The 24,741-nt window shown below is 69.4% G+C and carries 19 protein-coding genes; 5 read left to right on the forward strand and 14 right to left on the reverse strand.

The window, feature by feature from the left end; translation table 11 throughout:
• Positions 1–167: 167 nt before the first annotated feature.
• The 5 genes from E3O50_RS07560 to E3O50_RS19095 form a co-directional block, all read right to left on the reverse strand.
• On the reverse strand, positions 168–1,649 hold the full coding sequence (locus tag E3O50_RS07560; RefSeq protein WP_134560439.1) for a DUF5719 family protein: 1,482 nt from the start codon (positions 1,647–1,649) through the stop codon (positions 168–170).
• On the reverse strand, positions 1,639–4,971 hold the full coding sequence (locus E3O50_RS07565) for a glycosyltransferase (RefSeq protein ID WP_134560441.1): 3,333 nt from the start codon (positions 4,969–4,971) through the stop codon (positions 1,639–1,641). Before E3O50_RS07565 ends, E3O50_RS07560 begins: the two co-directional genes overlap by 11 nt.
• Before the next feature lie 104 nt (positions 4,972–5,075).
• Complete coding sequence (locus tag E3O50_RS07570) at positions 5,076–5,414, reverse strand: WhiB family transcriptional regulator (RefSeq protein ID WP_134449029.1); 339 nt, start codon at positions 5,412–5,414, stop codon at positions 5,076–5,078.
• A gap of 180 nt (positions 5,415–5,594) precedes the next feature.
• Complete coding sequence (galE, locus tag E3O50_RS07575; protein ID WP_134449030.1) at positions 5,595–6,563, reverse strand: UDP-glucose 4-epimerase GalE; 969 nt, start codon at positions 6,561–6,563, stop codon at positions 5,595–5,597.
• 144 nt (positions 6,564–6,707) lie between these two features.
• Positions 6,708–6,848: a hypothetical protein gene (locus E3O50_RS19095; protein ID WP_166787366.1), complete on the reverse strand. Its 141-nt coding sequence runs from the start codon at positions 6,846–6,848 to the stop codon at positions 6,708–6,710.
• 93 nt (positions 6,849–6,941) lie between these two features.
• On the opposite strand from E3O50_RS19095, the gene E3O50_RS07580 reads away from it, so the two are divergent.
• Complete coding sequence (locus tag E3O50_RS07580; RefSeq protein ID WP_134449031.1) at positions 6,942–7,922, forward strand: helix-turn-helix domain-containing protein; 981 nt, start codon at positions 6,942–6,944, stop codon at positions 7,920–7,922.
• Between the two features lie 42 nt (positions 7,923–7,964).
• Here E3O50_RS07580 and manA read toward each other — a convergent pair whose 3' ends face one another.
• Positions 7,965–9,266: a mannose-6-phosphate isomerase, class I gene (gene manA / locus E3O50_RS07585; RefSeq protein ID WP_134449032.1), complete on the reverse strand. Its 1,302-nt coding sequence runs from the start codon at positions 9,264–9,266 to the stop codon at positions 7,965–7,967.
• Between the two features lie 150 nt (positions 9,267–9,416).
• Between manA and E3O50_RS07590 the strand changes: the two genes are divergently transcribed.
• Positions 9,417–11,567 carry a hypothetical protein gene (locus E3O50_RS07590; RefSeq protein ID WP_134560443.1) on the forward strand — a complete coding sequence of 717 codons (2,151 nt, stop codon included), beginning with the start codon at positions 9,417–9,419 and terminating at the stop codon, positions 11,565–11,567.
• A 45-nt stretch (positions 11,568–11,612) separates the two neighbouring features.
• On the opposite strand, the gene E3O50_RS07595 is transcribed toward E3O50_RS07590, so the two are convergent.
• The 3 genes from E3O50_RS07595 to E3O50_RS07605 are packed head-to-tail and all read right to left on the reverse strand — an operon-like array spanning position 11,613 to position 14,003.
• A complete protein-coding gene (locus tag E3O50_RS07595) occupies positions 11,613–11,933 on the reverse strand; it encodes a metal-sensitive transcriptional regulator (RefSeq protein ID WP_134449034.1) in 321 nt (106 codons plus the stop codon).
• A 1-nt stretch (position 11,934) separates the two neighbouring features.
• A complete protein-coding gene (locus E3O50_RS07600) occupies positions 11,935–12,237 on the reverse strand; it encodes a rhodanese-like domain-containing protein (RefSeq protein ID WP_134560445.1) in 303 nt (100 codons plus the stop codon).
• Positions 12,234–14,003, reverse strand: a complete 1,770-nt coding sequence (locus tag E3O50_RS07605) for an FAD-dependent oxidoreductase (protein WP_134560447.1) — start codon at positions 14,001–14,003, stop codon at positions 12,234–12,236. The genes E3O50_RS07600 and E3O50_RS07605 overlap by 4 nt, the downstream gene beginning before the upstream one ends.
• Before the next feature lie 92 nt (positions 14,004–14,095).
• Between E3O50_RS07605 and E3O50_RS07610 the strand changes: the two genes are divergently transcribed.
• Both E3O50_RS07610 and E3O50_RS07615 read left to right on the forward strand, forming a co-directional pair.
• On the forward strand, positions 14,096–15,400 hold the full coding sequence (locus tag E3O50_RS07610; protein ID WP_166788263.1) for an O-antigen ligase family protein: 1,305 nt from the start codon (positions 14,096–14,098) through the stop codon (positions 15,398–15,400).
• 68 nt (positions 15,401–15,468) lie between these two features.
• Positions 15,469–16,785, forward strand: coding sequence for an O-antigen ligase family protein (locus E3O50_RS07615; RefSeq protein WP_134560451.1), 1,317 nt, complete (start codon positions 15,469–15,471; stop codon positions 16,783–16,785).
• A gap of 8 nt (positions 16,786–16,793) precedes the next feature.
• Here E3O50_RS07615 and E3O50_RS07620 read toward each other — a convergent pair whose 3' ends face one another.
• Entirely contained in the window at positions 16,794–17,975 is a 1,182-nt protein-coding gene (locus tag E3O50_RS07620) for a glycosyltransferase family 2 protein (RefSeq protein WP_134560453.1), read from the reverse strand.
• Positions 17,976–18,011: 36 nt separating this feature from the next.
• Entirely contained in the window at positions 18,012–19,256 is a 1,245-nt protein-coding gene (locus tag E3O50_RS07625) for a lipopolysaccharide biosynthesis protein (protein ID WP_134560455.1), read from the reverse strand.
• Positions 19,257–19,341: 85 nt separating this feature from the next.
• Between E3O50_RS07625 and E3O50_RS07630 the strand changes: the two genes are divergently transcribed.
• Complete coding sequence (locus E3O50_RS07630) at positions 19,342–20,253, forward strand: glycosyltransferase (RefSeq protein ID WP_134560457.1); 912 nt, start codon at positions 19,342–19,344, stop codon at positions 20,251–20,253.
• Between the two features lie 28 nt (positions 20,254–20,281).
• On the opposite strand, the gene E3O50_RS07635 is transcribed toward E3O50_RS07630, so the two are convergent.
• From E3O50_RS07635 to E3O50_RS07645, 3 genes are all read right to left on the reverse strand, one after another.
• Entirely contained in the window at positions 20,282–22,312 is a 2,031-nt protein-coding gene (locus tag E3O50_RS07635) for a hypothetical protein (RefSeq protein ID WP_134560459.1), read from the reverse strand.
• Positions 22,313–22,423: 111 nt separating this feature from the next.
• Positions 22,424–23,434 carry a glycosyltransferase family 2 protein gene (locus E3O50_RS07640; protein ID WP_134560461.1) on the reverse strand — a complete coding sequence of 337 codons (1,011 nt, stop codon included), beginning with the start codon at positions 23,432–23,434 and terminating at the stop codon, positions 22,424–22,426.
• Positions 23,435–23,581: 147 nt separating this feature from the next.
• Positions 23,582–24,694, reverse strand: coding sequence for a glycosyltransferase family 4 protein (locus E3O50_RS07645; protein ID WP_166788264.1), 1,113 nt, complete (start codon positions 24,692–24,694; stop codon positions 23,582–23,584).
• Between the last annotated feature and the right edge of the window lie 47 nt (positions 24,695–24,741).

Genomic DNA, 24,741 nt, shown 5'->3' on the forward strand with positions numbered 1-24,741 from the left:
CGCGCCGACGTGTGCTGAACTCCGTCCGGGCAGCGCCGACCCCGTCACCTTTCCGGTCGAAAGTTCCCGGTACGCGGGTCACTCTCGACCGGAAAGGTACCGGTCAGTGCGTGTAGACGTCAGTGCGTGAAGACGTCAGTGCGTGCAGCCGTCAGTGCGTGCAGCCGTCAGTGCGTGTAGACGCGGATCGACTCGGCGAGCGGGCCCGGCGGGCGCACCGGGAAAGAGGCGACCATGCCGGCATCCGCATAGCCGACCGACGACACCGTCTCGGAGCCGCCCGACACGATGTACCGCGTCGACGCGAAGAGCGGCAGCGCTCCGGCCGCACCGGCCGCGACCGTCACGCTGCCGGACGCACCGTTCTCGGCGGTCGCCGTATAGGTCACGTCCTTGGCGCCCTGATTCAGCAGGTTGAGCAGCGGCGAGGGTCCCGGCGCCGTGACGACGGCGAAGTCGCCGGTGAGCGCGGCGGAGGATGCGAACCAGGCGAAGTCACGGCCGTTGGTGCCGGTCGCCGAGCCGAGGGCAGAGGCCACGACGGGCTGGTCGCTCGAGACGGTGAGCGAATAGCTGCCGACGGCGAGGCCGGAGAGCGGCACGTCGGTCGCGAGTCCGGGCTGGAGGGTGACCTCGACGGAGGTACCCGCGGCCTGGCCTCCCTCGCTCATCACGCCGATCTGCACGGTCGCAGCCGTATCACCGGGGGCGAGCAGACGCACAGAGGGTGTGTCACTCGCGACCCCTCCCGCGTCGCTTCCGGCGTCGTCTGCTGGAAGGTTCTCGATGCGCAGGCCGGCGATGCTCTGCTCGAGGCTCGGGTCGACGGATGTCCCGAGCAGGTCGACCCCGCCGGTCGCGAGGCCGCGCACGATGCTCTGCTGCAGGGTGGCCACGACCTGGCCGCCGTGGGTCGTCACGTGCACGACGGGAGAGCGGAGGTTCGGAGCGAGGCCGGCGAGCGAGACGACGCGCTGGGCGCCGGGCTGGACGAGGATCCCTGTCGAGCCCGGCGCGGTAACCCGGCCCGATTCGCCGAAGACGTCGAGGTCGACGGTTGCAACGACCGTTGTCGGGTTGCTGAGCAGCACGAGGGTCGTGCGGCCGACATCCGTCGACCCGCCGACGAGCCAGGATTCGCCGGTGGCCTCGCCGCAGGCCGCGACGGCGAGGCCGCCGAGGACGGCCTCCGCCGCGACGGACTGGGACTGGCTGCCGGCCACGAGCGGTGCCGTGGACGCGCCCTTCGCGACGGGGATGTTGAGCTTGACGGGGGCGCCGTCCGTGGTCTTGCGGTTGTCGACGGCACTGAGCAGGCTCGCTGACGGTGCGCTCCATGCGCCCGCGGGGACCGCGGCCTTGGATGCGGTCGTGGCGGGAGCCCAGGCGCCGGATGCGGTGTCCGGGCGCCCGAGCGAGCTCGCGGACTTCGCCTGCGTCGAGTCCTCTGCGAGGGTGAACAGCGGACCCGGGCAGACCCGGACCTGCTCGCTCGGGACCGGCGCGACGGCGAGATAGGCCGGGGCGGTGCCGAAGGCTGGCCAGGGCACGACGACGGCGGCCGCTCCGAGCACGCCGGCGACGCCGAGCACGCCGAAGGCGATGAGGAACCGGGCACCGGTCCGGGCGATGGCGCGCTTACCTGGCATTGTTCGGGTCCTCCTGTCCACTCGGACGGTCGGCAGGCTCGACGGGGTCCGTCGCCTTCTCCTCGCGGGGTGACGCTGCCGGTTCTTTGGGCGGAGCAGTGCTGGGGGCGACCTGCTCGGCAATCTCGCCCGCGGTCACGTCGGCAGGGTCGTCCTCGGTCTCGTGGCCGTGGCCCGAAGTGAGGGCGAGGTCGGAGGAGCGCTCCCGTTCCGCGGCGTGCGCGACTTCGACAGCGGCGGCGAGCTCGCCGGCCTCCGCGGCCTCGGCGGCTTCGGCGGCTTCAGCAGACTCGATCGCCTGGGCGGCCGGGGTGCCCTCGGCCGGCACGATCGCGCCAGCCTTCACGCTGCGCCGCAGTGCGGCACGAGCCTCGGAGCGGGCAGACCGCGCCTCGGACTTCGCACTGCGTTCTTCGCGGTGGAGATCCCGTGCCTCTGCCTTGCGGTCCTGGGTGTCCGAGCGGGCCGAGCGGCGCATGGCGTCGCGGTTCGCCTGGCGTACGGCTTCGGGGCCTGCCCCGGTCGGGATCGACAGGAGCAGGGCTGAGCCGACCGTGATCGCGGCAAGAAGCAGGGCGGCGAGAGAGAAGACTCCCCCGGCGCGGGCCGGGACCTCGCTCGCCGTGACACCGGCGGCGGAGGCGGGCCCGTCATGGCGCCAGAGCCGCCCGTACGCGGTGTCCCCGACGGGCACGAGCGCTGCTTCGCCGTCGAGCGCGGTCGTCGCCCTGGCGAGGGTCTCCGTGGCCGCGACGCTTGCCGCCGCGGCACCTCTGCCGGTGTCGGTGAGGGCGGCCGGCCGCAGCAGCACGAAGCGGATGCCGAGGTCGGCCAGTCCGGCCGAGGCATCCAGTCCGCTGCGTGAGGCCACGTTTCCCGCGAGCGTGGCGAGTTCCTTATCCGCCGCGGAGAGCGTGGTCGTGGTGTTGACGAGGGTGCTCTGCTCGTTGAGGGTGGTGCCCGCGCCGCGCACGATCGTGGCGAGGATGCCGCCGTTGGACTGCGGGACGATTTCGAGGGTGCCGACCCGGGCATCCGTCTGCGCTTCTGCCGTCACGAAGGCGGGCTGGGTGCGGTCGCTGCCCTCATGGACGGCGCTCAGCTCGAGCGGGAGTGCTCCGGCGAGCGGGACGACGGCGACAGCGAGAAGGACGGTTGCGGCGACGGCGGGGGCGACGGCGAAGCGGCGGAACTCGCGCAGGGCGAAGATCACGGCGCCGACGAGGCCGAGCCAGTAGAGGCTCAGGCCGGAGCCGGGCCAGATGCTGACGCTCGCGGCGCCCGTCGTCGCGAGGCTGAGCTGCGTCGCGGCGATCGCGGTGCCGGCGCCGAGCAGGGCGGTCAGGACCGCGACGCTCGCGCTGCGGATGCTGGGCAGGAACAACGAGAGTGCGGCGAGGATCGCGAGCGGGGCGAACAGGACCGGGATGATCCAGGACAGCGGCAGGCCCTGCAACGCGGGGGCCTGGCCGAGCAGCGTGCTCCAGCCACCGAAGTCGCCGGTCGGGAAGCCGAGCAGCAGCTGCCAGTCCGGGGCGGGGGTGCTGGGCACCGGCACCCCGGGGTCGGCGAGGAGCGCGAGCCACGAGCCGCGCAGGCCCTGGTCCAGGATCAGCGGGAGCGCGAGGGCGACGGCGGGCAGCGGGATGCCGATGAACCGGGCGATGCCGCGTCCGCTGGCGACCGAGCAGAGCAACCACAGGATGAGCAGCGCGGGCGTGAGCGAGGGGGCGCAGAACAGCACGGCGGCGAAGAGCAGGGATGCGGTCGCCGACGCGGACCACGACCGGCCGGCGGAATAGCCGGCGAAGAACAGCCAGGGCAGCAGCAGGTGCGCGAGGATCGCGGCAGGGCGACCGGCCGAGAACGCTGTGAGGAAGGTCGGGGCGAGCACCCACAGTGCTGCGGCTGTGAAGCGGAGGTACCCGCGGTCGGTCAGGCGGGTCGCCGCGAGCCAGGCGCCGAGTGCCGCGAGCGGGAGGGCGACGAAGTAGAGCAGCACGAGCGAGTACGACGGGGCCCAGAACGTGAGCGAACCGAGCACGGCGAGCACGGCGGCGAACGGATCTGCGGCACCGACGAAGCCGAGGCCGAGGTCGCGCCAGCCGTATCCAACGCTCGCCCAGAGCCCGGCCGGGGTACTCGACAGCGGCAGGAGTCCCCCGCCGGCGAGGTTCTGCGCGCCGAGCAGGGAGGCGAACATGATGATTCCGACGAGCGCAGCCGCGAGCACGGTCCAGGCGCCGCCGCTCGCGAAGAAGCGGATCTCCGGCCGGTCGGCGCCGAGGCCGACGAGCACCGCTTCGCGCTTGAGGGCGTGCCTGCGGCGGACCTCGGCATTCGTCAGGCGCAGGGACGCGATCGACCCCCAGCCGAGCGTGCGGGTCTCGGCGAGTCGACGGCGGGCATTGTGCACCCGGGAGCCACTGAACGCGGTGCGGAATGCGGCCGAGAACTCGCCGGGAATCGCGCCGGGCTCCTTCTGCAGCAGCGCTCCGATGGAGCGGAAGAAGGCGAAGGGCACGAGCGCGATCCAGTGCAGGGGGATCAGCCACCCCGCGGAGTAGACGAGGCGCCGGTGCAGCTGTGCGGTCCTGGCCACCCGGAGTCGCTTGCGGCGGGCCCGTCCGCGCGAGGACCCGCTGAGCCCGGCGACACCGTCGCCCGCCGAGGCGACGCGCGCCGCGGCGACGACGGACACCCGACGGCCGGACAGGCGCACGCGCACGCAGAAGTCGAGGGCGTCGTCCGCGGACGGCAGGCCGGGGTCGAAACCGCCGAGCTGGTTCCAGACGCTGTGGCGCACGAGCATTCCGCCGGCGTCGACGGCGAGCACGTCGCTCATGCCGTCGTGCTGGCCCTGGTCGAGTTCGCTCTCGACGAGGGTCACGGTCGCCCCGCCCGGCGTCATCGACAGGCCGACGTCGTGGATGTAGTCGTGGGCGCGCCAGTCCATGATCTTGGGTCCGGCGACGGCGACGGAGGGTGCGATCTCGAGTTCGCCGAGCAGCGCTTCGAGCGCGCCGGGTTCGGGGGCACTGTCCTGGGCGAGCAGCCAGAGCATCTCGCTGTCGGATTCCGGCGGCGCCATCACGCGCACGGCGGCGGCGATCGCCTGCCCGAAGGTCAGGTCGGAGTCGGCGGAGATGAAGTGCGTCGGACCGTGCGCGGCGAGCAGCTGGGCCGTCGCGTCGCTGGATCCGCAGTCGACGGTGATGACGACATCCGGCTGACGGGTTTGCCGACTCAGAGCCTCGAGAGTGCGCTCAAGGTGTTTCGCGCCGTTGCGGGCGACAAGGATGGCTGTGACTCGTGCATGCATATCAAGCCAAGCCTAGGTTGCATCGTCGTTGTGCGGTGGCCCCTGGACGGGCGTGCCCGATATGCACGGCCCGATTCACGCGGCCGATGTGGGTGGGAACGGCGTCAGCTGGCGCGCTTGCGCAGTTTGCGCCGCTCGCGTTCGGAGAGACCGCCCCAGATGCCGAAGCGTTCGTCGTTGGCGAGCGCGTACTGCAGGCACTGGGTGCGCACCTCGCACGAGGTGCAGATCTTCTTCGCGTCCCGGGTGGAGCCGCCCTTTTCGGGGAAGAACGCCTCGGGGTCGGTCTGGGCGCACAGCGAATCCGCCTGCCAGGCGAGGGCGTCACCTTCGTCGGGAAGAGTGTGTCCGGTGCTGTCCTTGCGAATTCCGGGAATGCCCAAGCGAACGGGATCGACGAACCAGTCCTCGGGTACTCCGGAACGATACTCGGCTTGCGTCATATCGTCTCCCACCCCTTGCAATACGTGCCCTAATAACTCGTCCGCACTAATTACAGCCGTGTAATTCCCCCACGTCAAGTCGCCGATAATAAACCCTCAATGTCGGCTGGAGAGTTTCGACTCGCCCAAAGACAGAAAATGTGACCTCGCCGGGGGCTTGACGAATATGCGTCCAGAGCCCTATGAAACGGATGCCGCCTGCCGCGATTCCCAGGCGCTGCGCACCATTTCTTCGAGGCTGTGCCGCATCTTCCAGTCGAGGTCGCGTGCCGCGAGCGCGCCGCTCGTGACGATGCGGTCGGGGTCGCCGGCCCGGCGGGGACCGATGTCTGGCGTGAAGTCGATGCCGGTCACGCGGGCGACCGTCGTCATGATCTCGCCGACGGAGACGCCGTCGCCGCTGCCGAGGTTGTAGACGGGTTCGATCGCCGTGCCGGCGTCGAGGAGTCGGGCGGCCGCGACGTGCGAGACGGCGAGGTCGGCGACGTGGATGTAGTCGCGCACGCAGGTGCCGTCGGGGGTCGCGTAGTCGTTGCCGTTGATCCGCGGGGTGCGGCCGGCGAGGAGCGCGTCGAAGATGATCGGGAACAGGTTGTGCGGGCTCGTGTCGCGGAGCTCGCGAGCACCGGAGCCGACAACGTTGAAGTAGCGGAGCGCGGTGTAGCTGAGTCCGGCCGCGACGGCCTGGTCGCGGAGCAGCCACTCGCCGATGAGCTTGGTCTCGCCGTACGGGGACTCCGGGCTCTTCGGGGTCTCCTCGGTGACGAGCGAGGTCGTCGGGGTGCCGTAGACGGCCGCGCTCGAGGAGAACACCATCCGCTTCACGTCGGCTTCCTGCATTGCAGCAAGGAGGGTGGCCATGGCCGTGACGTTCTGCTCATAGGTGTGCAGCGGGCGCTGCACCGAGACCCCGGCGTACTTGAAACCGGCGACGTGCACGACGCCCGTGATCGGGTGATCGGAGAAGGTGTTGAGGAGAAGGGGGCCGTCGAGCAGGTCGCCGTGAACGAACGGCACGGACTCAGGGACGAATTCGGCGTGGCCGCTCGAGAGGTCGTCGACCACGACGACGTCGATGCCCTCGGCGAGGAACGCGCGGACGATGTGGGATCCGATATAGCCGGCTCCGCCGGTGACAAGCCACGCCATGTTTACCCTCGCAGGATCGCTCGGCAACCTAGCGATGCCGGTGCTGCCAGCCTAGCGTTCGGGCCGATTCCGGCGCTGCGCGCCCCCTGCGCCGCTTCGCGCCAGGCGTGCCAGGCGCGAAGCAGCGGAAGTAGCGCGTGTGGGTCAGGGCCAGTCGTCGTCGGGGCCGTGGGTGCGCCGGGCGATCTGCGGGTCGCCGTAGCCGTCGCGGGTCACCGTGCTGAACGTCGCGACGGCGCTCCAGAGGGTGAGGAGGGCGAGAACCAGGACCAGGAATGTCATCATGGCAGGAACTCTAGGCATTGCGATATCCTGCCGCGAGTGGCAGTCTTGCCAGTGTTCGACCATTTCCTGCCAATGCCGTTACCGGAGGTTCGCATGCCCGCCGCGCTCGCCCCTGCCTCGCTCAACAAGGTCGTCTGCATCGCCCTGCCCGACATGGCGCCGTTCGAGTTCGGCGTGATCTGCGAGGTCTTCGGCATCGACAGGAGCGACACCGGCGGTCCCGTCTTCGACTTCCACGTGACGGCCGCCGAGCCCGGGCCGATCCGCACCAAGCTCGGCTTCGACATCATCGTGACGGAAGACCTCTCCGCGGCGGCCGACGCCGACCTGCTCGCGATTCCCGCATTCGACAAGGGCACACCGGTGCATCCCGCCGTGCTGCAGGCCGTGCGCGACGCCGAGGCCCGGGGCGCCTGGGTGCTGAGCGTCTGCAGCGGCGCGTTCGTGCTCGGCGAGGCGGGCATCCTCGACGGCCGGCGCAGCACCACGCACTGGATGTACACGGATGCCCTCGCGCGCCGATTCCCCCAGACCCGGGTCGACCCCGACGTGCTCTTCGTCGAGGACCGCCGCGTGGTGACCGGGGCCGGTACTGCGGCCGGCATCGACGCGTGCCTGCACATCGTGCGGAAGGTGCTCGGGGCATCCGTCGCCAACAACATCGCCAGGCGGATGGTCGTGCCGCCTCAGCGCGACGGCGGCCAGTGCCAGTTCATCGAGGCACCCGTCGTCGACTGCGACAGCGACTCGTTCGCGAGCGTGACCGCGTGGATGCTCGAGAACCTCGACCGCGAGCTGCCCGTCGAGGAGCTCGCCCGGCGCTCGCTGATGTCGCCGCGCACCTTCGCCCGGCGCTTCCGCGCGGAGCTCGGCACGACGCCGACGGCGTGGCTCAACCGGCAGCGCCTGCTGCGGGCGCAGCAGTTGCTCGAGGAGAGCACGCGGAGCCTCGAGGAGATCGCCGGCGACACCGGGTTCGGCGGGGCCGCCGTGATGCGGCACCACTTCCTCAAGGTGCTGCAGACCACCCCGACCGCGTACCGGCGCACCTTCGGGGCCCGCCGCGCCGGCTGACCGCCGGGCTCCTCGCGCCGAGCAAAGACCGGCGAGCGGGGACTAGGGGGTTGTGGCGAGGAAGACGTCTCCGGCGCCCGCGAAGGTGAGGGTGCCCTCGTCGGGGGTGATGTAGACCGATTCGCCGCGCTTCAGGGTGACGGATGCCGTTGCACCGGCCACGAGGAAGCCTCCGGCCGTGCAGAGCGCGATTCCCGGTCCCGTGAGCGTGAACTGGCGCATCGGGACCCCGGCGGCGGGAGCGGCAGCATCCGCCGCAGAGGCCTCGATGTGCACGAGCGCGAAGTCGTCCACGTCGGGCCGGTACTCGGACACGCCGGGCGTGTGCACGATCGGGGCCAGGTAGGGCACCGGAACCGGAGAGAAGGCGAGCACGTCGAGAAGTTCGTCGACGTCGATGTGCTTGGGGGTGAGCCCGCCGCGGAGCACGTTGTCCGACGCCGCCATGAGTTCGATGCCGAGCCCGAGCAGGTAGGCGTGGATGTTGCCGGCCGGCAGATAGAGGGCCTCTCCGCGTTTCAGGGAGACCCGGTTGGTCAGGAGGGAGATCACGATGCCGGGGTCGCCGGGGTACGCCACGGCGAGGTCGCGCACGGTCGCGAGCTCGAGCGGGAACCGGATCGCGGCCCCGCCCTCCGCGAGGTACACGGCGTCCTTCGCGAGGCTGACCACGCGCTCGACGAGCCAGGAGACCTCGCCGGTGTCGCCGCCGCGCCCGTCACGCAGCAGCCAGTCCACGGTGTCCCGCAGGCCGGTGTCACCGAGCAGCCGGCTCTCGAGGGCGTCGAGGGCTCCGGGCTGCGGGTTCTCCGACGCGGCGTCGAGGGCGCGCAATTCCCCCACGATGCGCCGCACCTCGCCGAGCTCGCGGAAACCGCAGAGCGCCTCGAAGGTCTCGCTCAGCGCGAAGATGATCTCGGGCTTGTGGAACTGATCGCGGTAGTTGCGGTCGAAGGCATCGATGGGGACGCCCGCGGCGTTCTCGAGGGCGAAGCCGGTGCGCGCCCGCTCACTCGTGGGATGCGCCTGCAGCGAGAGCGGGCTCGCGGCGGCGAGCACCTTGAGCAGGAACGGCAGCCGCGGAGGCACCGACCCTGCGTCGGTCTCCCGCTCCGCGAGCGCGGAGCCGAGAGCCCGCTCGGGGTCCGCGAGGATCCAGTCGACGAGGGTCCTGGCCCCGCCCGTGCGCGAGGGATCCTCGATTACCGACGGCGACCCCGGGTGCGCCCCGAGCCAGAGTTCGGCCTCCGGCTTGCCAGACGGAGTCGTGCCGAGCAGCCCCGAGATCGCGGTCGTCGAGCCCCACGCGTAGTCCCGCGGTGTATTGCTGATGCCCACAAACATGACTGCTCCTGTACGTCTCGTGCGACTCGGTTGAGTCCAAACTATCAAGGCGCCCACGGATGCCCGGCGACGGTCCCCCTTGACACTCGCTACCTTAACCGGTTTAGTGGGGAGTGCTGAACCGGTTCAGTACTCAAAGGAGAGTCACGCATGACGCACAATGCCGTTGGTTTCCGTTTCACCCCGCGCCGATCGGCGCTGGGCTCCGTCGCCCTCGCGAGCGCGGTCTCGCTGCTGCTGTGGGGAGCCGGTGCGGGAGCCGCGGCCGCACAGCCCGGCCGGGCGGCCGCATCCGTCGCCGGCGGCACCGCAACCGCGGTCGGCAGCACCACCACGCCACCGGCCCCCGCCGCAGGCCAGCCGCTCACCAACCTCGCTCACCTGGACTTCCTGCTCGACGCGGTTCCGCTCACGCAGACCGCGGAGCACACGACCTACCGCCTCGCCGAGCAGCCGACCGCGCAGGCGCCATGGACCTACGCCAACCGCAACGCGGACGGGAGCTACACCCGCATCGGCGGCGGCTCCCTCGACGCAGGCACCGGCCACTGGAGCCAGGGCGCATACAACGCCGACGACATCGCCCGCACCGCGGTCGTCTACCTGCGGCACTGGAAGCTCACCGGCGACGCCTCGAGCCGCGACCACGCGGTGCAGACCCTGCGCGCCCTGACCTACCTCCAGACCGCGTCCGGCCCGAACGCCGGCAACGTCGTACTCTGGCAGCAAGCCGACGGCACGCTGACCCCGAGCGCAACGCCCAAGGAACTGCCGGACCCGAGCGACTCCGCGGAGTCGTACTGGGTCGCCCGCACCCTCTGGGCCCTCGGCGAGGGCTACGCGGCCTTCTCAGGTACCGGCGCCGGCGGAGACCCCGCCTTCGCCGCGTTCCTCCAGGACCGGCTGCACCTCAGCCTCGACGCGCTCAACCGGCAGTCCCTCGCCCGGTACGGCACCTTCGACGTCGCCGACGGCGTGAAGGTCCCGGCCTGGCTCATCGCCGGCGGGGCGGATGCCTCGGCAGAGGCCGCCATCGGCCTCGCCGCCTTCAGCGCGGCCGACCCCGGCGACAGCGTTGTGCGCACCGCGCTGACCCGGCTGACCGAGGGCGTCGCCGCGATGTCCTCCGGTTCGCTCACCCAGTGGCCGTTCGGCGCGATCCTGCCGTGGAACAAGTCGCAGTCGCTCTGGCATGCCTGGGGCGGCCTGGCCCCTGCCGCCGTCGCGACGGCCGGGACCGTGCTCGGCCGACCCGACCTGCTGAAAGCCGCCGTCGCCGACTCCGCCCAGTTCACCCCGCAGCTTCTCGCCGCGGGCGGCGCCGACAACGCGTGGAGCCCGACCCCCGGCGAGGCGCAGATCGCCTACGGCGTCGACTCCCGGGTCGAAGGCCTCGTCGCGACCGCGAAGGCCGCGAACGCGCCCGGCCTGCTCGACGTCGCCGCGATCTACGCCGGCTGGTTCTTCGGCGCCAACCGCAGCGGCCTCCCGGCATACAACCCGGCGACAGGCACCGCGATCGACGGCATCGAGCGCGACGGCCGGGTCAACCCGAACTCGGGCGCCGAATCCACGATCCACACCCTGCTGACCATGCTCACCCTCGACGCGAACCCCGAGCTCAGGGCCAAGGCGCTCGGAATCGAGAAGACCGTCGCAACCGCAGGACTCAGCGTCGTCGAAGCCGAGTCCGGCACGATCACCGGCGGCTCGGTCGTCACCCCCGCATCGGCGTGGACCGGCGAGGCCAACCTCTCCGGCGGCGCATACGTGAGCCTGACGAAGGGCGGGTCGCTCAGCGTCCCCGTCCCGGCGAACGACCAGGCCCGCAACGTCTACCCGATCGTGAACCAGACCGAAGCCCGCTCAGGGAACACGAGCTGGGCATCCGCCCGGGCAGCGCTCGGCAGCACGGCGAACGGTGGCGCGGGGGCGCAGGGAATCACGGATGCCCCCGGCCGCCTGCTGCCGCTCTCACTGTCCCGCACGCTGCCGGCCGGCTCGACCGCTGTGACCGGCACGTCGAGCGGGGCGGCGGCGATCGACGCGTTGCTGCTGCAGCCGCTCGTGTCCACGGTCACGGTGACCGGACCGGCCGGCGATTCGACGCTGTACGTGAGCGCCGCGCGGGAGTCCAGCGTGCGGCCCGTGCTCGTGCCGCGCGGGTTCCGGCTGGAGCAGGCCGCTTACGATGCCGCTGGCCGGCCCGTCGCCCACGCGGATGAGCGGGGGAACCCGGCTCGCGCATCCGTCACGGTCGCCCCCGGCGGCTTCACGGTCACGCACCTGACCCAGCGCTGATGCCCCGCCCGCCCGTGACCCGTGGTCAGGGGCGGGCGCGCGGGGTCAGGCGAGGGTGAGGAAGAGTTTCTCGAGCTCGTCGACCGTGAGCGCGTTCGGGGTGTCCGGGTTGTCGATGCAGTCGCGCATCGCGGTGGACACGATCACGAAGCCCGCCTTGTCGAGGGCGCTCGACACCGCGGCAAGCTGGGTCACGACGTCCTTGCAGCTACCGCCGGATTCGACCGCGGCGATCACCGCGCCGAGCTGGCCCTGGGCCCGGCGCAACCGGTTCAGGATCTTCTTCTGGTTCGCGGCGTGCGCGGCCCCCTGCACAGCGGTGGGCTGAACGGCGGCATCCGCTACGGCGACAGTTTCAGTAGTCATCTCAGGCCTTTCCGGAAACGGGCAGCCCGGCGCGCTGCCACGCGTCCATGCCGCCGACGACGTTGATCGCGTCGATGCCCTGCGCCGCGAGGAAGCCGGTCGCCTGGGCGCTGCGCCCGCCGAGGTGGCACACCACGTAGACGGGGCCCGTGCGCGGCACCTCGTCGACGCGCTGCACGAGCTCGCCGAGCGGGATCAACCGCACTCCCTCGGCGTGGACAGTGTCGTATTCGGACTGTTCGCGCACGTCGACGATGGCGGGGTGGTCGAGCGCGGCGAGTTCCGTGACAGTGATTTCCTTCATGCGACGATCCTTTCGGTGGAGAGAGTGGGAACTACGGGGGAAATAGGAGGAGCAGGAGCGACCGCGGCGCGGGGCGACGCGGCGAGCGCCGCGGCCCCCGCCGCCCAGGTTTTGTAGCCTCCATCGAGGTTACGCACCTCACGGCCGAGCTGGCTGAGCAGCCGCGCGGCGGTGTGCCCGCGCTGCCCGACCTGGCAGTGCACCACGAGCGGCCCGGCCGGCAGGTCGCCGAACCGGTCGCGGAGCTCGTCGAGCGGCACATTGATCGCCCCCGGGATACTCCCGGCCGCGAACTCGCCCGCCGTGCGCACATCGACCAATGCCTCGCCCGCGGCGAGCGCCGCGGCCAGTTCGTGCCACTGCAGGCTGCGGGTGGTGCCGGCCGCGAGGTTGTCCGCAACGTAGCCGAGCTGGTTGATCGGGTCCTTCGCCGAGCCGTACTGCGGCGCATAGGCGAGCTCCAGCCGACTGAGAGCGGATGCCGTCAGCCCGCCGGCCATCGCCGTGGCGATCACGTCGATCCGCTTGTCGACCCCGTGACCGCCCACGATCTGAGCGCCGAGGATCGCGTCCGTCACGGCATCAACCAGGAGCTTGACCGACATCTGCTCGGCCCCCGGGTAGTAACCGGCGTGGTCGCTCGGGTGGGTGTGCACGACCCGGTGCCCCCGGCCGGAGGCCAGCAGGCGCCGTTCACTCCAGCCGACCATGGCGACGGTCGTGCCGAAGACGCCGACGATCGCGACGCCGAAGGCCGGCTCCGCGGCGACGGAGACCCCGGAAGCGCCGGCTGCGCTGTCGGCAATGCTGTCCGCGGCGGCGCGGCCGTGCCGGTTGGCGAGCCCGGCCATCGCGATCCGGGTCGGCCCGCCGCTGATCGCATCGATCTTCTCGGCGCCGTCGCCGACGGCATAGATGAGCGGGTCGCTCGTCCGCTGGGTGTCGTCCACCCAGATCGCACCGCTCTCGCCGATCCGCAGGCCGGCCGCAGCGGCGAGCGAGGTGTCCGGGAGCACTCCGGTCGCCTCGATGATCAGGTCGGCCGCGACATCCGTTCCGTCGCTGAACAGCACGCGCCCGGCGGATGCGCCCCGCACCGAGGTGTCCACCCGCACGTCCACGCCGTGCGCTTTCAGCACCGCGGCAACCGGGGCCGCCATCTCGGGGTCGAGCGGCCCGAGCACCTGGCCGGCGAATTCGACGGCCGTGACCTGCACGCCGCGCAGGACGAGGTTCTCGACAGCTTCGAGGCCGATGAAGCCGGCGCCGATCACGACGGCGGCGACCGTGGCGGCGGGGCCGGTGACGGCGGAGCCCGGCCCGGACGCGCGCGTGAGGAGCGCGGTGATCTGGTCGACGTCGTCGACCGTGCGCAGGGTGTGCACCGGCAGATCCGACCCGGCAGGGAGCACGCTGCGGGTCGTCGCCCCGGCCGCGAGCACCAGACGGTCATAGCCTTCGGTCGTGACGGTCCCCGTCACCGTGTCCCGAACGCTGACCGTCCGGGCCGCACGGTCGATGCCGGTGACCTCGTGGTCGATGCGCACGTCGAGGCGGAAACGACTCGCGAGTGACTCGGGCGTCTGCAGGAGCAGCGCCGACCGGTCTTCGATGAGGCCGCCCACGTAGTAGGGCAGCCCGCAGTTCGCGAAGGACACGTAGTGCCCGCGCTCGAATACGATGATTTCTGCCGCTTCGTCGAGCCGGCGCATCCGCGTCGCAGCGGACATGCCGCCCGCCACTCCGCCCACAATAAGAATCTTCATGGCTGAACTATACCCCCATGGGTATAAAAATGTCTGGGTGGCTGTGTGCTCGACAGCAGCCGGGCGGGAACCCCGGCAGTACTCTAGGACTCATGCCCGCCGTACAGAGCCGTTTCGTCGTCCGGTCCTTTGCGACGCTCGTGTTCTTCACGGCCCTCGCCGGTCAATTCTGGCGCAACCTGCTCGGATGGTGGGGCTTCGGCGCCATCGCGGTCGTGGTTCTCGTCGGCAGCGTGGTGTTGCTCGTGCGCCTGAAGCCGGACTGGGTCTGGTCGAAGTTCCCGCGCTCGATCGGCGTCTTCCTCGTGATCACGACGCTGTCCATCGCCTGGTCCTTCTACCCGGGCGCCTCGGCCATCGGCGTCGCCGTGCTCTGGGCCACGACGATCGCCGCGCTCTTCCTCGCCCTCGTGCTCAGCTGGGCCGAACTGCTCCGCACCCTGGCCGCGGCGCTCCGCTGGGTGATCGCCCTGTCGCTGCTCTTCGAAGTGATCGTCGGCGCCTTCGTGCGGCAGCCGGTGCTCCCGCTCTGGGTGTCCTACCCCGGCGAGAAGATCCCGGACGCGTTCTACTGGTCCCGCGGCCTGCTCTTCCACGGCGGCCCGATCGAGGGCATCGTCGCCAACCGCAACCTGCTCGGTTTCGTCGCTCTCCTCGCGGTCATCGTCTTCGCGGTACAGCTCGCCGCCCGCACAGTCCGGCGCGGCTGGGGCATCGCCTGGCTCGCCGCCGCCGCGGTCGTGCTGGTGCTAACCCGCTCTGCGACCGTGACCCTCGCCGCAGGCTTCGTCGCGATCGTGCTGATCTTCGCCCTCTGGACCCGCCGCCGCGGCCCGCAGCGCCGCCGTCCCGTCTATGTCGCCGCCACAGGCCTCATCGTCGCCGGCGGGGTCGCGGTGGCAACCCTGTCGCCGTGGCTGCTCAGCCTCTTCGGTAAAAGCGAGGACCTCACCGGCCGTCTCGACATCTGGGCGAGCGTCACCGGCCTCGCCGTGCAGCGGCCGGCATTCGGCTGGGGCTGGGTCAGTTACTGGGTGCCGTGGGCCGAACCCTTCGCGGGCCTCGCGAACCGCAAGGGCGTCGTCTACCTGCAGGCGCACAACGCCTGGCTCGACGTCTGGTTCCAGGTCGGGGTGATCGGCCTCATCGCCTTCGTCGCGATCGTCGCCGGCGCACTCTGGCGGTCCTGGTTCCTCGCGGTCGACCGGCCGCGCACGACCGTCTCCGACACCGCCCCGTACACCGTCTCCGCCCTGCTCCCGCTGCTCCTGATGGCCGCGCTCATCGCCCAGAGTGTCGCAGAGAGCCGGCTGCTCATCGAATACGGCTGGGTTCTCCTCGTGCTCGTCAGCGTCACCACCAAGAGACAGCAGGCCTTGAACCGGCCGATGCCCTAGGCATCCGTGTGACTGCGGAACACGCCAGACCGGGCGGGGCGGATGCCGGCGGGTAGCCTAGGAAGCCCATGAACTCCCGCGCGCACTCCCCCGAACTACCGAGGGCACTCATGCGGCTCTTCCGGGGCCCGCACTTCGCCACGGCGCTGACCCAGGCGACGATCGCGACAGCGTTCGGCTCGGTCTTCCTGCGCGGGCTGGTCGGCTGGCCCGGCCTGATCGGCGTGCTCGGCGGACTCGTCGTGCTCGCCGCGTTCTCCCTCGTCGCCCGCAGGAAACAGATCGAATGGCACGGGCTGCTGCCGATCTCGATCCTGGTATTCCTCGGCTGGTGCGCACTGTCCTTGCTCTGGACCGGGTACCCGTTCGCGACGGCGATCGGGCTCATCTACCAGCTCGCCTTCGCCTTCCTCGCGCTCTACATCGTGCTCGCGCGCACCATGATCCAGATCGTGCGGGCGACAGGGGACGTGCTCCGGGTGCTGCTCGCGACCTCCGTCGCACTCGAGATCGTCGCCGGACTGCTGCTCGACGCGCCGATCCGGTTCCTCGACATCCAGGGGCATCTCGACGAGCTCGGCCCGATCCAGGGCATCTTCGGCTCCCGCAACGCGCTCGGGTTCGCTGCCCTCATCGCGGGTGTCACCTTCGTCATCGAGCTGCGGACCCGGTCGGTGCGGCGCGGGGTGGCGATCGTCTCACTGATCGGGGCGACCGCCTGCCTCCTGCTCACCGGGTCTCCGGTCATCTTCATCGTCGCGGTCTTCGTCGGTCTCGCCGGTCTCGCCCTGACCTGGCTGCGCAACACTCCCCAGCCGCGCCGCCGGTTGCTGCAGTTCGCCCTCCTCGGCGTGACCGTCGTCGCCGGGGTCGTCGCGTTCCTCACCCGCGGGGCCATTGTCGAAGCGCTCAACGCCCGCAGCGAATTCGGCGTGCGCGCGACCCTGTGGCGGGAGATGTGGCGCCTCGTGGGGCTGCACCCGCTCGAGGGCTGGGGCTGGTCGGGCCTGTGGCCGGGGACCGCGACCCCGTACGGGTGGCTCGATTTCAGCACCCGCCGACACTACGAGACCGGACTGAACGCGTTCCTCGATGTGTACTTCCAGCTCGGCCTGATCGGCTTCCTGAGCTTCCTGGTCCTCGTCGTGCTCGCCTTCTGGCGGTCCTGGGTGCTCGCCTCCAACAAGCGCACCCTCATCTACGCGTGGGCGCCGCTCATCCTCGTGGTGCTGATCGTCACGAGCCTCGCGGAGAGCACTGTTCTCGTGGAGGCCGGCTGGCTGCTGCTCCTGATCTGCGCCCTCACGGCCGCGCAGGGCAAGAGCTGGCGCAGCGGGCTGCAGCCCAGGCCCCGCCCGCCCGAGACCGACGACGGGGCCGAGTAGAGCTGTCGCTAGCGCGGGCGACGGATGTCGATGGACAGGATCCCGAGGAACATCCCCGACATCGCGGTCTGGAACCCGAGCATCATGAACAGGGCGGCCGGAACGGCGAGCCGCATCGTGTCGACGGGGTCCTGGGCGCCGAATCCGGAGGCGGCCCAGACGCTCAGCTGGAGGATGGCAACGGCGAAGCCGATCACGAAGAGGATCAGGCCGACGATCACGCCGCTTTCGAGGCTCGCCCGCTGGGCGAACCGTTCGAAGGCCCGGCTGCGCGGCAGGTGGAAACCCTCGTGTTGCGCGTAGAGCTTCGTCAGCAGCGCAAAGAGCATCGCCTGGTAACCCACGACGGCGAGCGCAGCGAGATAGACCTGGCTGGACACGTCGAGGCCCACGGTGCCGATCTGCACCGGTCCGAAGGCGAGCAGGATGGAGCCGAGGATTCCGAGGGCGAACGCGACGGAACCGGGGATCAGGAACAGCCAACGCGGGTTGAAAAGCAGCAGGAACCGGAGGTGGCGCCAGCCGTCGTGCCAGCTGCGGAGGTGCGGCGGACGGCTGCGGCCGTCCTTCTTGAGCGTCGTGGGTACTTCGCTCACCCGGAGGCCGTCGAGGGTCGACTTGACGACGATCTCGCTGGCGAATTCCATGCCAGTCGTGATCAGGCCGAGGTCGAGGATCGACTGCCGGTTGAAGCCGCGCAGGCCGCAGTGGAAGTCGCGGATCTCCGAGCGGAACAGCATCCGCCCGATGGTCGAGAGCACGGGATTGCCGAGATATTTGTGCAGGGGCGGCATGGCGCCGGGCTCGATGCCGCCGCGGAACCGATTGCCCATCACGAGTTCGTCGCCGGCCCTGAGCCGTTCGACGAATTGGTCGAGGGAGCTGAAGTCGTAGCTGTCGTCGGCGTCACCCATGATCACATAGGTGCCTTTGGCGGCTTCGATGCCGCCCATCAGGGCGTTGCCGTAGCCCTTGGCCGCGACGTCGACGACGCGGGCGCCGTGCTCGATCGCGATCTGCTGCGATCCGTCGGTGCTGCCGTTGTCGGCGATGACGACTTCTCCGCGGACTCCCGACCGCGCCAGGTAACCCTGGGCTTTGTCGATGCAGATCGCCAGCGTCTCGGCCTCATTCAGGCACGGCATGACGATGGACAGTTCGAGCTCGGCGACAGACGTGTCGGACATCATTTCCTTCGGGACGGCGGTTACAGCTAATCCTTCACCCTAGACGAGTGGAACACGGATGCCGCGCGGGGCATCCGCCTGCACGCGCCCGAACGATGCGGCGATGACCCACACTGCGGTCACGGTATACCCGGAGATGACTCCGGCCACGGCCGCCCACGACCCGGTCAGGACCGGCGTGCCCGCGACCATGACGATCAGGCCAACGACCAGGCCGACGACCGAGGCGGCCGTCGCAACCCGGGTGCGCCCCGTCGTCAGCAGGTATGCCGTGGCGACCAGGGAGATCGAGAAGGCGAAGACGCCGATCAGGAGGAAGGCCATGATCGGTGCGGCTTCCCGGTAGGTCGCGTGGAAGACGACGTCGACGACGATCGGGCTGGCGAGGGCGACAGCTCCGAAGACGGCGCCGAGGCCGAGGAACATCACTCCGAACACCATCAGGTACCGACGCCGCGAGGCGACCCGATCGGCCGCTACCCACTCGGTGAAGCGCGGGATGAGCACCTGGGTGATGGCCTGACTGAGCATCGATGCCGGGGTGGCGAGCGACATCGCCGCGGCGAACAACCCGGCCGTGAGCGGTGGCTCGACGATGAATACAAACACCATCGCGAACTGGATCAGCCCGTTCGAGGCGAGCAATCCGAGGGAATTCCAGGAGATGAACTTCAGGATGCGCGCCGGCTCCAGCCCGCTCTCCTGCCGGAGCTCGTCGTGGCCGAGGTGTGCGCCACGGAGCGAGTGCAGCGCGAAGACGGCGTAGCCGATCGCGATCGGCCAGAGGAGCGCCCCGGGAAGGCGTGTCACCAGGACGATCGTGAGGAGCCCGATCGTCGTCGCCGAGGAGATCACGTCCCAGATTGCCGCAGACGTGATCCGGCCGAGGCCGACCTCGATCCCGCGCGCGAGGACATAGCCGGACCACGTCACGATCAGCACCCCGATCGCGATGGTGTCGCCGATGTCCGCCCCGAGCGCGATCATGGCGACGGGAAGCCCGATCAGCAGCATTCCGGCGCAGGATATCCAGAACGAGCGCTGGATCAGTCGGAGGGCGGGCACAGGAGAATGGCCGAGTGCACGCTCGTGCGCGAGGAAGTGCGCTGCCGCGTTTCCCGCCCCGGTCGGCCAGAGCAGCGAGAGGATCAGGGCCAGGGCGATCCAGGCCGAAACGTGAGCCAGATCCTCCGGCCCCATCACGCGACCGATCAGCACCGTGTAGGCAAAACGGGCCAGTCCCTGAGCGAGGACACCACCGGTGGAGATGGCTGCCTGGGACATGAGCGAAGATGGTTTCACCTGTGAATGCTACTCGGCGAACACGGAAGCAGCGGTTCCGAAACCGGATGCCGCGAGGGAGAACCGCGTGACACTCGACATCATGATGCCGTTCTACGGCGGCGTCGACCATTTCCGCATCGCCGTGGAGAGCGTCCTCGCGCAGACGGATCCCGACTGGCGTCTCGTCGTCATCGACGACTGCTATCCCGACGTCACGGCCGGCGAGTGGCTCGTCGGCCTCGCAGATCCGCGGATCGTCTACCGGCGCAACCCGGTGAACGCGGGCATCAACGTGAACTTCCAGGCCTCGATCGACCTGGCCGTGAACGACTGGCTGACCATCTTCGGTTGCGACGACGTGATGCTGCCCGGCTATGTCGCCCGGGTCAAGGCGCTCGGCCAGGCGCATCCGACCGCGGACTTCATCCACCCGGGCACCCGGGTCATCGACGGCGACGGCCGGGTCTACCGGCCGCTCGTCGACCGGATGAAGGCGCTCTACCGCCCGCACGTGCGCGGCACCATCGAGCTGGGCGGCGAGAAGCTCGCCGTGAGCGTGACGAGGGGCAACTGGATGAACTTCCCCACGATCGCCTGGCGCCGCTCGGCCGTTGCCGCGGTGGGGTTCCGGCCGAACCTCTCGGTTATCCAGGACCTCGGCCTCGCCCTCGACGTGGCGTTCCAGGGCGGCAGCCTGCTGCTCGACGACGAGGTCGTCTTCGAGTATCGCCGCCATGCCTCGAGCGTCTCGTCGTGGCGGGCGGCGGAGGGCAGCAGGTTCGTCGAGGAGCAGCGCTTCTTCCGGGCACTCGCGGCCGAGTTCGAGGAGCACGGCTGGCCTCGGGCGGCCCGCACGGCCCGCTGGCACATCTCCTCGCGGATCAATGCCCTCACGCGCCTGCCCGAGGCCGTCTCCGCCCGTCAGACGGCCGGCATCCGCATTCTGGCCAGGCACGCCCTCGGCCTGAGCCTCGCAGAGCCGGCCGAACGCCGGTAGGTGCCGGCGAGAGCCGGGCGGCGTGTTTCTAGCGCGGGACGACCTGGTAGATCTCCAGGGTCGCCTTCGGCAGCTCGAAAGCCTGCACGGGCTTCAGGCAGGTCGAGTCAAGACGGTGATCGTCTGCGAGCACGTAGCCCACGTTCGCCTGGGCGAACGCGGAGCAGGCGTCGAAGGTGACCCGGATCTGGTCCTCAGCGGGATTGGAGACCACGGGCTCCCCGGGGCCCGCGACCCAGCTCACGCCGGCGAGTCGGTTCCACTGGAAGGCGTACTGGTTCGCCGGGTCGATGACGCCCCACATTGCGCGGGAGGGTGCACCCTGGAAGCCGTTCTCCGCACGCACGCCGGACTCCAGCAGCACCGCAGTCGTGAGTCCGCCGCCGATACCGACCCAGGTCTTCGGCGCCGAAGCGTCGAGGGCGACGACGGCCCTGGACACCGCCGTCTCGCGCAGATCGAGCACCCCGCTGTAGATCGGGTTGGTCAGGCCAGAGCCGGCGATCGTCACGATCAGGAACGCGGTCGCGGCGAGCCTCGGCTGACGGCGCGCGGCGAAGTAGATTGCCGCCGCTGAGAGCAGCGCCCAGAGCCACCAGAGCTGCACGGCCTCGAGCATTCCGGGGAGGTGCCGGATGGCCACGTATCCGATCGCGGCCTGGGAGAGCGCGAAGAGGCCGGCCGAGATCGCGGCGATCCAGAAGCCTGCGCGCACCCGGTGTTCGTCGAGGTAGCGCAGCACGTAGGCGAGCAGGCCGAGGGACGCAAGCCCCATGCCCAGCCGCACGCGGTTCTGGCTGGTCTTGTCGAGCAGCAGGAGCCGGGCGATCGCATCCCATCCGGGCACGTACAGGTAGGCGAGCAGCAGCAGGACCACGGCGGTGAGCCCGATGAGCGTCCAGGGCAGCATCCGCTTCGCCCTGGCCTGCCTGAACACGATCCAACCGACGACGGGCAGCAGGTAGATGCCGATGTAGAAGAAGGTCGACGCTTCAGAGCCGTTCGCTCCGAGCAGGCCTGGGCGCTGCGCATTGAGAGTCTGCGTGAACGAGGATCCGATCGCCGAGGCGAAACTCAGCAGGCTGCCGCCACCGGTCGGTGTCACCCGGTTGCCCGGGTACGTGGTGCCGAGGAACGCCTCGACGGTCGTGAGTTTGGTCGCGAGCCAGAGAACCGTGACGGCGGATGCAGCGACGCCGGCCACGAGCACCGGTCCGACCCGCGAGAGCACTGCCCGCAGCCCAGGGTTCTCCCGGCGACGCTCGATCACGAGGCCGACCGCGAAGAACAACACGACAAGTACCGCCGGAACGATGAAGGGCACGTAGATGCCCGTCGCCATGACCACCGTGAGGTAGCCCACGAGGGCCGCCCAGCCCCATCGGGACCGCAGGGAGCTGCTCGAGAACGCGTGGATCAACGCCGTCATGGCGGTGAGTGCCCACACGACCGGCCACAGCGTCGTGGACAGGTACCACCACTGGAAGAGCGGGCTGTAGAGGAATCCGACTGCGATCATCGCGGAGACGCCGGGCCGCCTGGGAAGCAACGTGACGAGGAACATGTACGCGGCGGCCGCGAGCGCGAGCCCGGGCAGCCACCATTTGAAGGCGATCGCGTGGTCGACGTCCATGACCATGAATCCCCAGAGGTGCGGCCGGAAGGCCACCGTCCAGTCGACCCGGGGCAGGTCCTGCGGCAACGTCGCATCCATCCCGCCGGGGAACGTCTCGTTCACGAGCGGGAGCCCCTGCTGCACCTGGGCGATCGCCCACACGGTCTGCACGTTCCATTCATCGGACCTGGTGAGCTGTGGCGTGCCCGCGATCAGGCTCGAGTCGCTGCCGTAGGCGATCTGGCTGTGGAAGACGCCCGAGGACGACCCGTTGATTCCGAGTGCGACGAGCACGATGCCCAGGATCAGGAGCAGCGCGGGGAAGGCGAGGAGGACCCGCGTGCGCGGCAGGCCGTCCGTGCCCGGTTCGGTGAACCGCCGATAGCCGTCGCGCCAGGCGTGCAGTCGCGATCGCCCGACAACGGGCGTCAGATCCTGTGGCACGGCGAGTTCCTCCATCACTTGCGCGGAATACGTCCGCATCGGGGCCACGGGCACCCCCGGCGCCGACCCTCACCCAGAGTAGACGATTGGTGACAGGGCCATCGAAAGGGCCTAGACGGGCTGCACAAGGTCGCGCAGCACGTCCTGGGCGCCACGCCCGAACCGGGCGTAGCGTCCGGTACGCCACTCACGGACAACGGGGAGGATGCGCGCCGCGTACGCTGCGGGCAATGAACTGCGCACGACTTCGTGGGCAAGCTTGTCTTCGAGCAGGTACAGCACGCTGGGTTCGGCGGTCGGCCCCAACAACGACGGCGCTCGCTCGGCCAATGCCCGAGCACGCGCAAGGAGCCGCCCGTTCCGCTCCGTACGTGGCGCTCGGAGCCTGCCGAGACGTCCGGCGGTGTCGAGATTCGTGACGCCGATCTGGTTGGCATCGTGCTGGCGGTAGTCCACGAGTTGCTCGTCGAGCAGATCCATTGTTCCCGTCAGCGCCGCGAACATTGCCAGCCATTCGTCGTGCACCCAGGCCGCCGGAAACGGCCGTGCCCGCTCGAGGAGCTCGCGACGCACCATCATGGTCGCCCCCGTCACGATATTCCGCTGCACCAGCAGCTCGAGGGCCCGCCCGTCGTGTTCGAGGGCTTTGGCGACGTCGGTGACACCGAGGGTCTGCAGCAGGGTCATCCCCAGCGGATGCCCGTCGCCGTCGACCAGGCGGGCGTCGGTGTGCAACAGCACCAACTCCGGCCTACGGGTGAATTCTGCCGTCATGAGTTCGAGCCGACGTGGATGCCAGATGTCGTCCTGGTCGCTCAGCGCCAGAATATCGCCCGAGCATGCGGCGAGGGCCTGTTCGAAGTTCCCGGTCACGCCGAGCCCGCTCGCGTTGCGAATCACCCGCACCTCGATGGCGCTCAAGGGATTGCGGGCACGCCACTCCGTCACGACGGACTCCACGAGTTCGGGGGTCCCGTCAGTCGACGCGTCGTCGGAGACCACGATCTGGGCGGGAGGCCGAGTCTGGCCGAGGATGCTCCGGAGCTGCTCCGTTACGTATGCCGCCCCATTGAACGTGCACATGGCAACCGACACGGGCGATCGCGACTCGATGCCGTTCATCTCACGCTCCCGTCATGAGGATGCCACGAGAGCGGAACACCGGATCCGGGAACGCCGGGCGGACCTTGCGGTCGACAGTGGAAGACCGGTTGGAATCCGATCTCGTGCGTTCGCTACGGCATACCAATGGAGTCCAGCGTCGATTGTTCACTGTCGGGGTGTCGTCACTCTACGCGCAAGAGCAAGATACTCACGCGAACGTATCCGCCATGACCATCGAGCCTCAAGAACCGCCCGCGACATCGGCGGCATTGGATTCCGCAGTGCGTCCTGGACAGAATCCACGAGATTGTCGAACGACTCACGCGAAACAAGACGAACAGGTCCGCCGTCAGCGAGCAACGGCGGGACAGATGGAACCGGATACGAAACGATCTGAGCGCCAGCAGCTACTGCCTCAAGGAGCGTCACTTGGAATCCTTCAGCGAGTTCGCTCGGGTTTACAAGCACCGAACGACGTAATGCGTCTCTGACCTCTTCCAGTTGGGCATGACCGTGAATCTGGACGGACTGTTCAATCCCTCGAAGGCGAACCCTCGCGATCACAGCATCGGCATCCGGACCGTCCCCCAGGATATGCACGACGAGGTCGTCAAAGCCACGAACCTTAATAAGCTCAGCCGCAACGTCGATGACGGTCTCCCATCCTTTGCCAGGTACGAGCCTGCCGAGAAATGCGATTCCGTTCAGAGTCGGGGAGTCCCCGCTGCGCGGCCAGTTCTCCATTTGTAGGGCATTCGGAAAGACTCGCGCATCGATTCCAGCAAGATAGGAGACGAATTGCGCCGACTGCTCAGAGACAGCCAACACCTGCGCCGCACCGCGAAGCACGAAGCGCCCGAAGGTGAGATCGACCAATCGAGAAAACATTTGAATCATGTTCGACGGGTTCTTCACGAAGCCGGCCCCATGTTCCGTATGGATGACGGGGATCCGGCGACTGGCTGCGGCACGAAGCCCCACATAGGACATCGGGAAGAACCTCGTATGCGTTGACACCAGGTTGATGTCTTCGTTAACAAGCAAACGGCTCAACCTACGAGTCGTCCCAAAGGCAGGAAAGGAAATGACCGACGCTATAGGAAAGTGCATCTTCAACCGGATGACACGCACTCCGGCTTCGAGCGTGTCCGACGCTTTCTCGGCGAGACAAATCACGAGTACCCGCGCCCCAGCCGACTTCAATTCGGTGGCCAGCTGAATGACGTGGCTTTCGAGGCCCCCGAGTCGGGGCGGATAGCTATTGACGATTATGGCCACCCGCACATCCTCTGTGGGGGCGTTTTCAGACACTGTCTTCGCTCGCT

This window comes from Cryobacterium sp. MDB1-18-1, from assembly GCF_004402735.1.
In the GTDB taxonomy this organism is placed as follows: domain Bacteria; phylum Actinomycetota; class Actinomycetes; order Actinomycetales; family Microbacteriaceae; genus Cryobacterium; species Cryobacterium glucosi.

What these genes read in the sequence shown, in the direction of transcription:
- E3O50_RS07615 (WP_134560451.1), top strand. Translation starts at nt 15,469, where the DNA reads ATGAACTCCCGCGCGCACTCCCCCGAACTACCGAGGGCACTCATGCGG.
- E3O50_RS07620 (WP_134560453.1), bottom strand. Translation starts at nt 17,975, where the DNA reads ATGATGTCCGACACGTCTGTCGCCGAGCTCGAACTGTCCATCGTCATG.
- galE (WP_134449030.1), bottom strand. Translation starts at nt 6,563, where the DNA reads ATGGCGTGGCTTGTCACCGGCGGAGCCGGCTATATCGGATCCCACATC.
- E3O50_RS07595 (WP_134449034.1), bottom strand. Translation starts at nt 11,933, where the DNA reads ATGACTACTGAAACTGTCGCCGTAGCGGATGCCGCCGTTCAGCCCACC.
- E3O50_RS19095 (WP_166787366.1), bottom strand. Translation starts at nt 6,848, where the DNA reads ATGATGACATTCCTGGTCCTGGTTCTCGCCCTCCTCACCCTCTGGAGC.
- E3O50_RS07560 (WP_134560439.1), bottom strand. Translation starts at nt 1,649, where the DNA reads ATGCCAGGTAAGCGCGCCATCGCCCGGACCGGTGCCCGGTTCCTCATC.
- E3O50_RS07640 (WP_134560461.1), bottom strand. Translation starts at nt 23,434, where the DNA reads ATGAACGGCATCGAGTCGCGATCGCCCGTGTCGGTTGCCATGTGCACG.
- E3O50_RS07610 (WP_166788263.1), top strand. Translation starts at nt 14,096, where the DNA reads ATGCCCGCCGTACAGAGCCGTTTCGTCGTCCGGTCCTTTGCGACGCTC.
- E3O50_RS07580 (WP_134449031.1), top strand. Translation starts at nt 6,942, where the DNA reads ATGCCCGCCGCGCTCGCCCCTGCCTCGCTCAACAAGGTCGTCTGCATC.
- E3O50_RS07565 (WP_134560441.1), bottom strand. Translation starts at nt 4,971, where the DNA reads ATGCATGCACGAGTCACAGCCATCCTTGTCGCCCGCAACGGCGCGAAA.
- E3O50_RS07605 (WP_134560447.1), bottom strand. Translation starts at nt 14,003, where the DNA reads ATGAAGATTCTTATTGTGGGCGGAGTGGCGGGCGGCATGTCCGCTGCG.
- manA (WP_134449032.1), bottom strand. Translation starts at nt 9,266, where the DNA reads ATGTTTGTGGGCATCAGCAATACACCGCGGGACTACGCGTGGGGCTCG.
- E3O50_RS07625 (WP_134560455.1), bottom strand. Translation starts at nt 19,256, where the DNA reads ATGTCCCAGGCAGCCATCTCCACCGGTGGTGTCCTCGCTCAGGGACTG.
- E3O50_RS07590 (WP_134560443.1), top strand. Translation starts at nt 9,417, where the DNA reads ATGACGCACAATGCCGTTGGTTTCCGTTTCACCCCGCGCCGATCGGCG.
- E3O50_RS07600 (WP_134560445.1), bottom strand. Translation starts at nt 12,237, where the DNA reads ATGAAGGAAATCACTGTCACGGAACTCGCCGCGCTCGACCACCCCGCC.
- E3O50_RS07570 (WP_134449029.1), bottom strand. Translation starts at nt 5,414, where the DNA reads ATGACGCAAGCCGAGTATCGTTCCGGAGTACCCGAGGACTGGTTCGTC.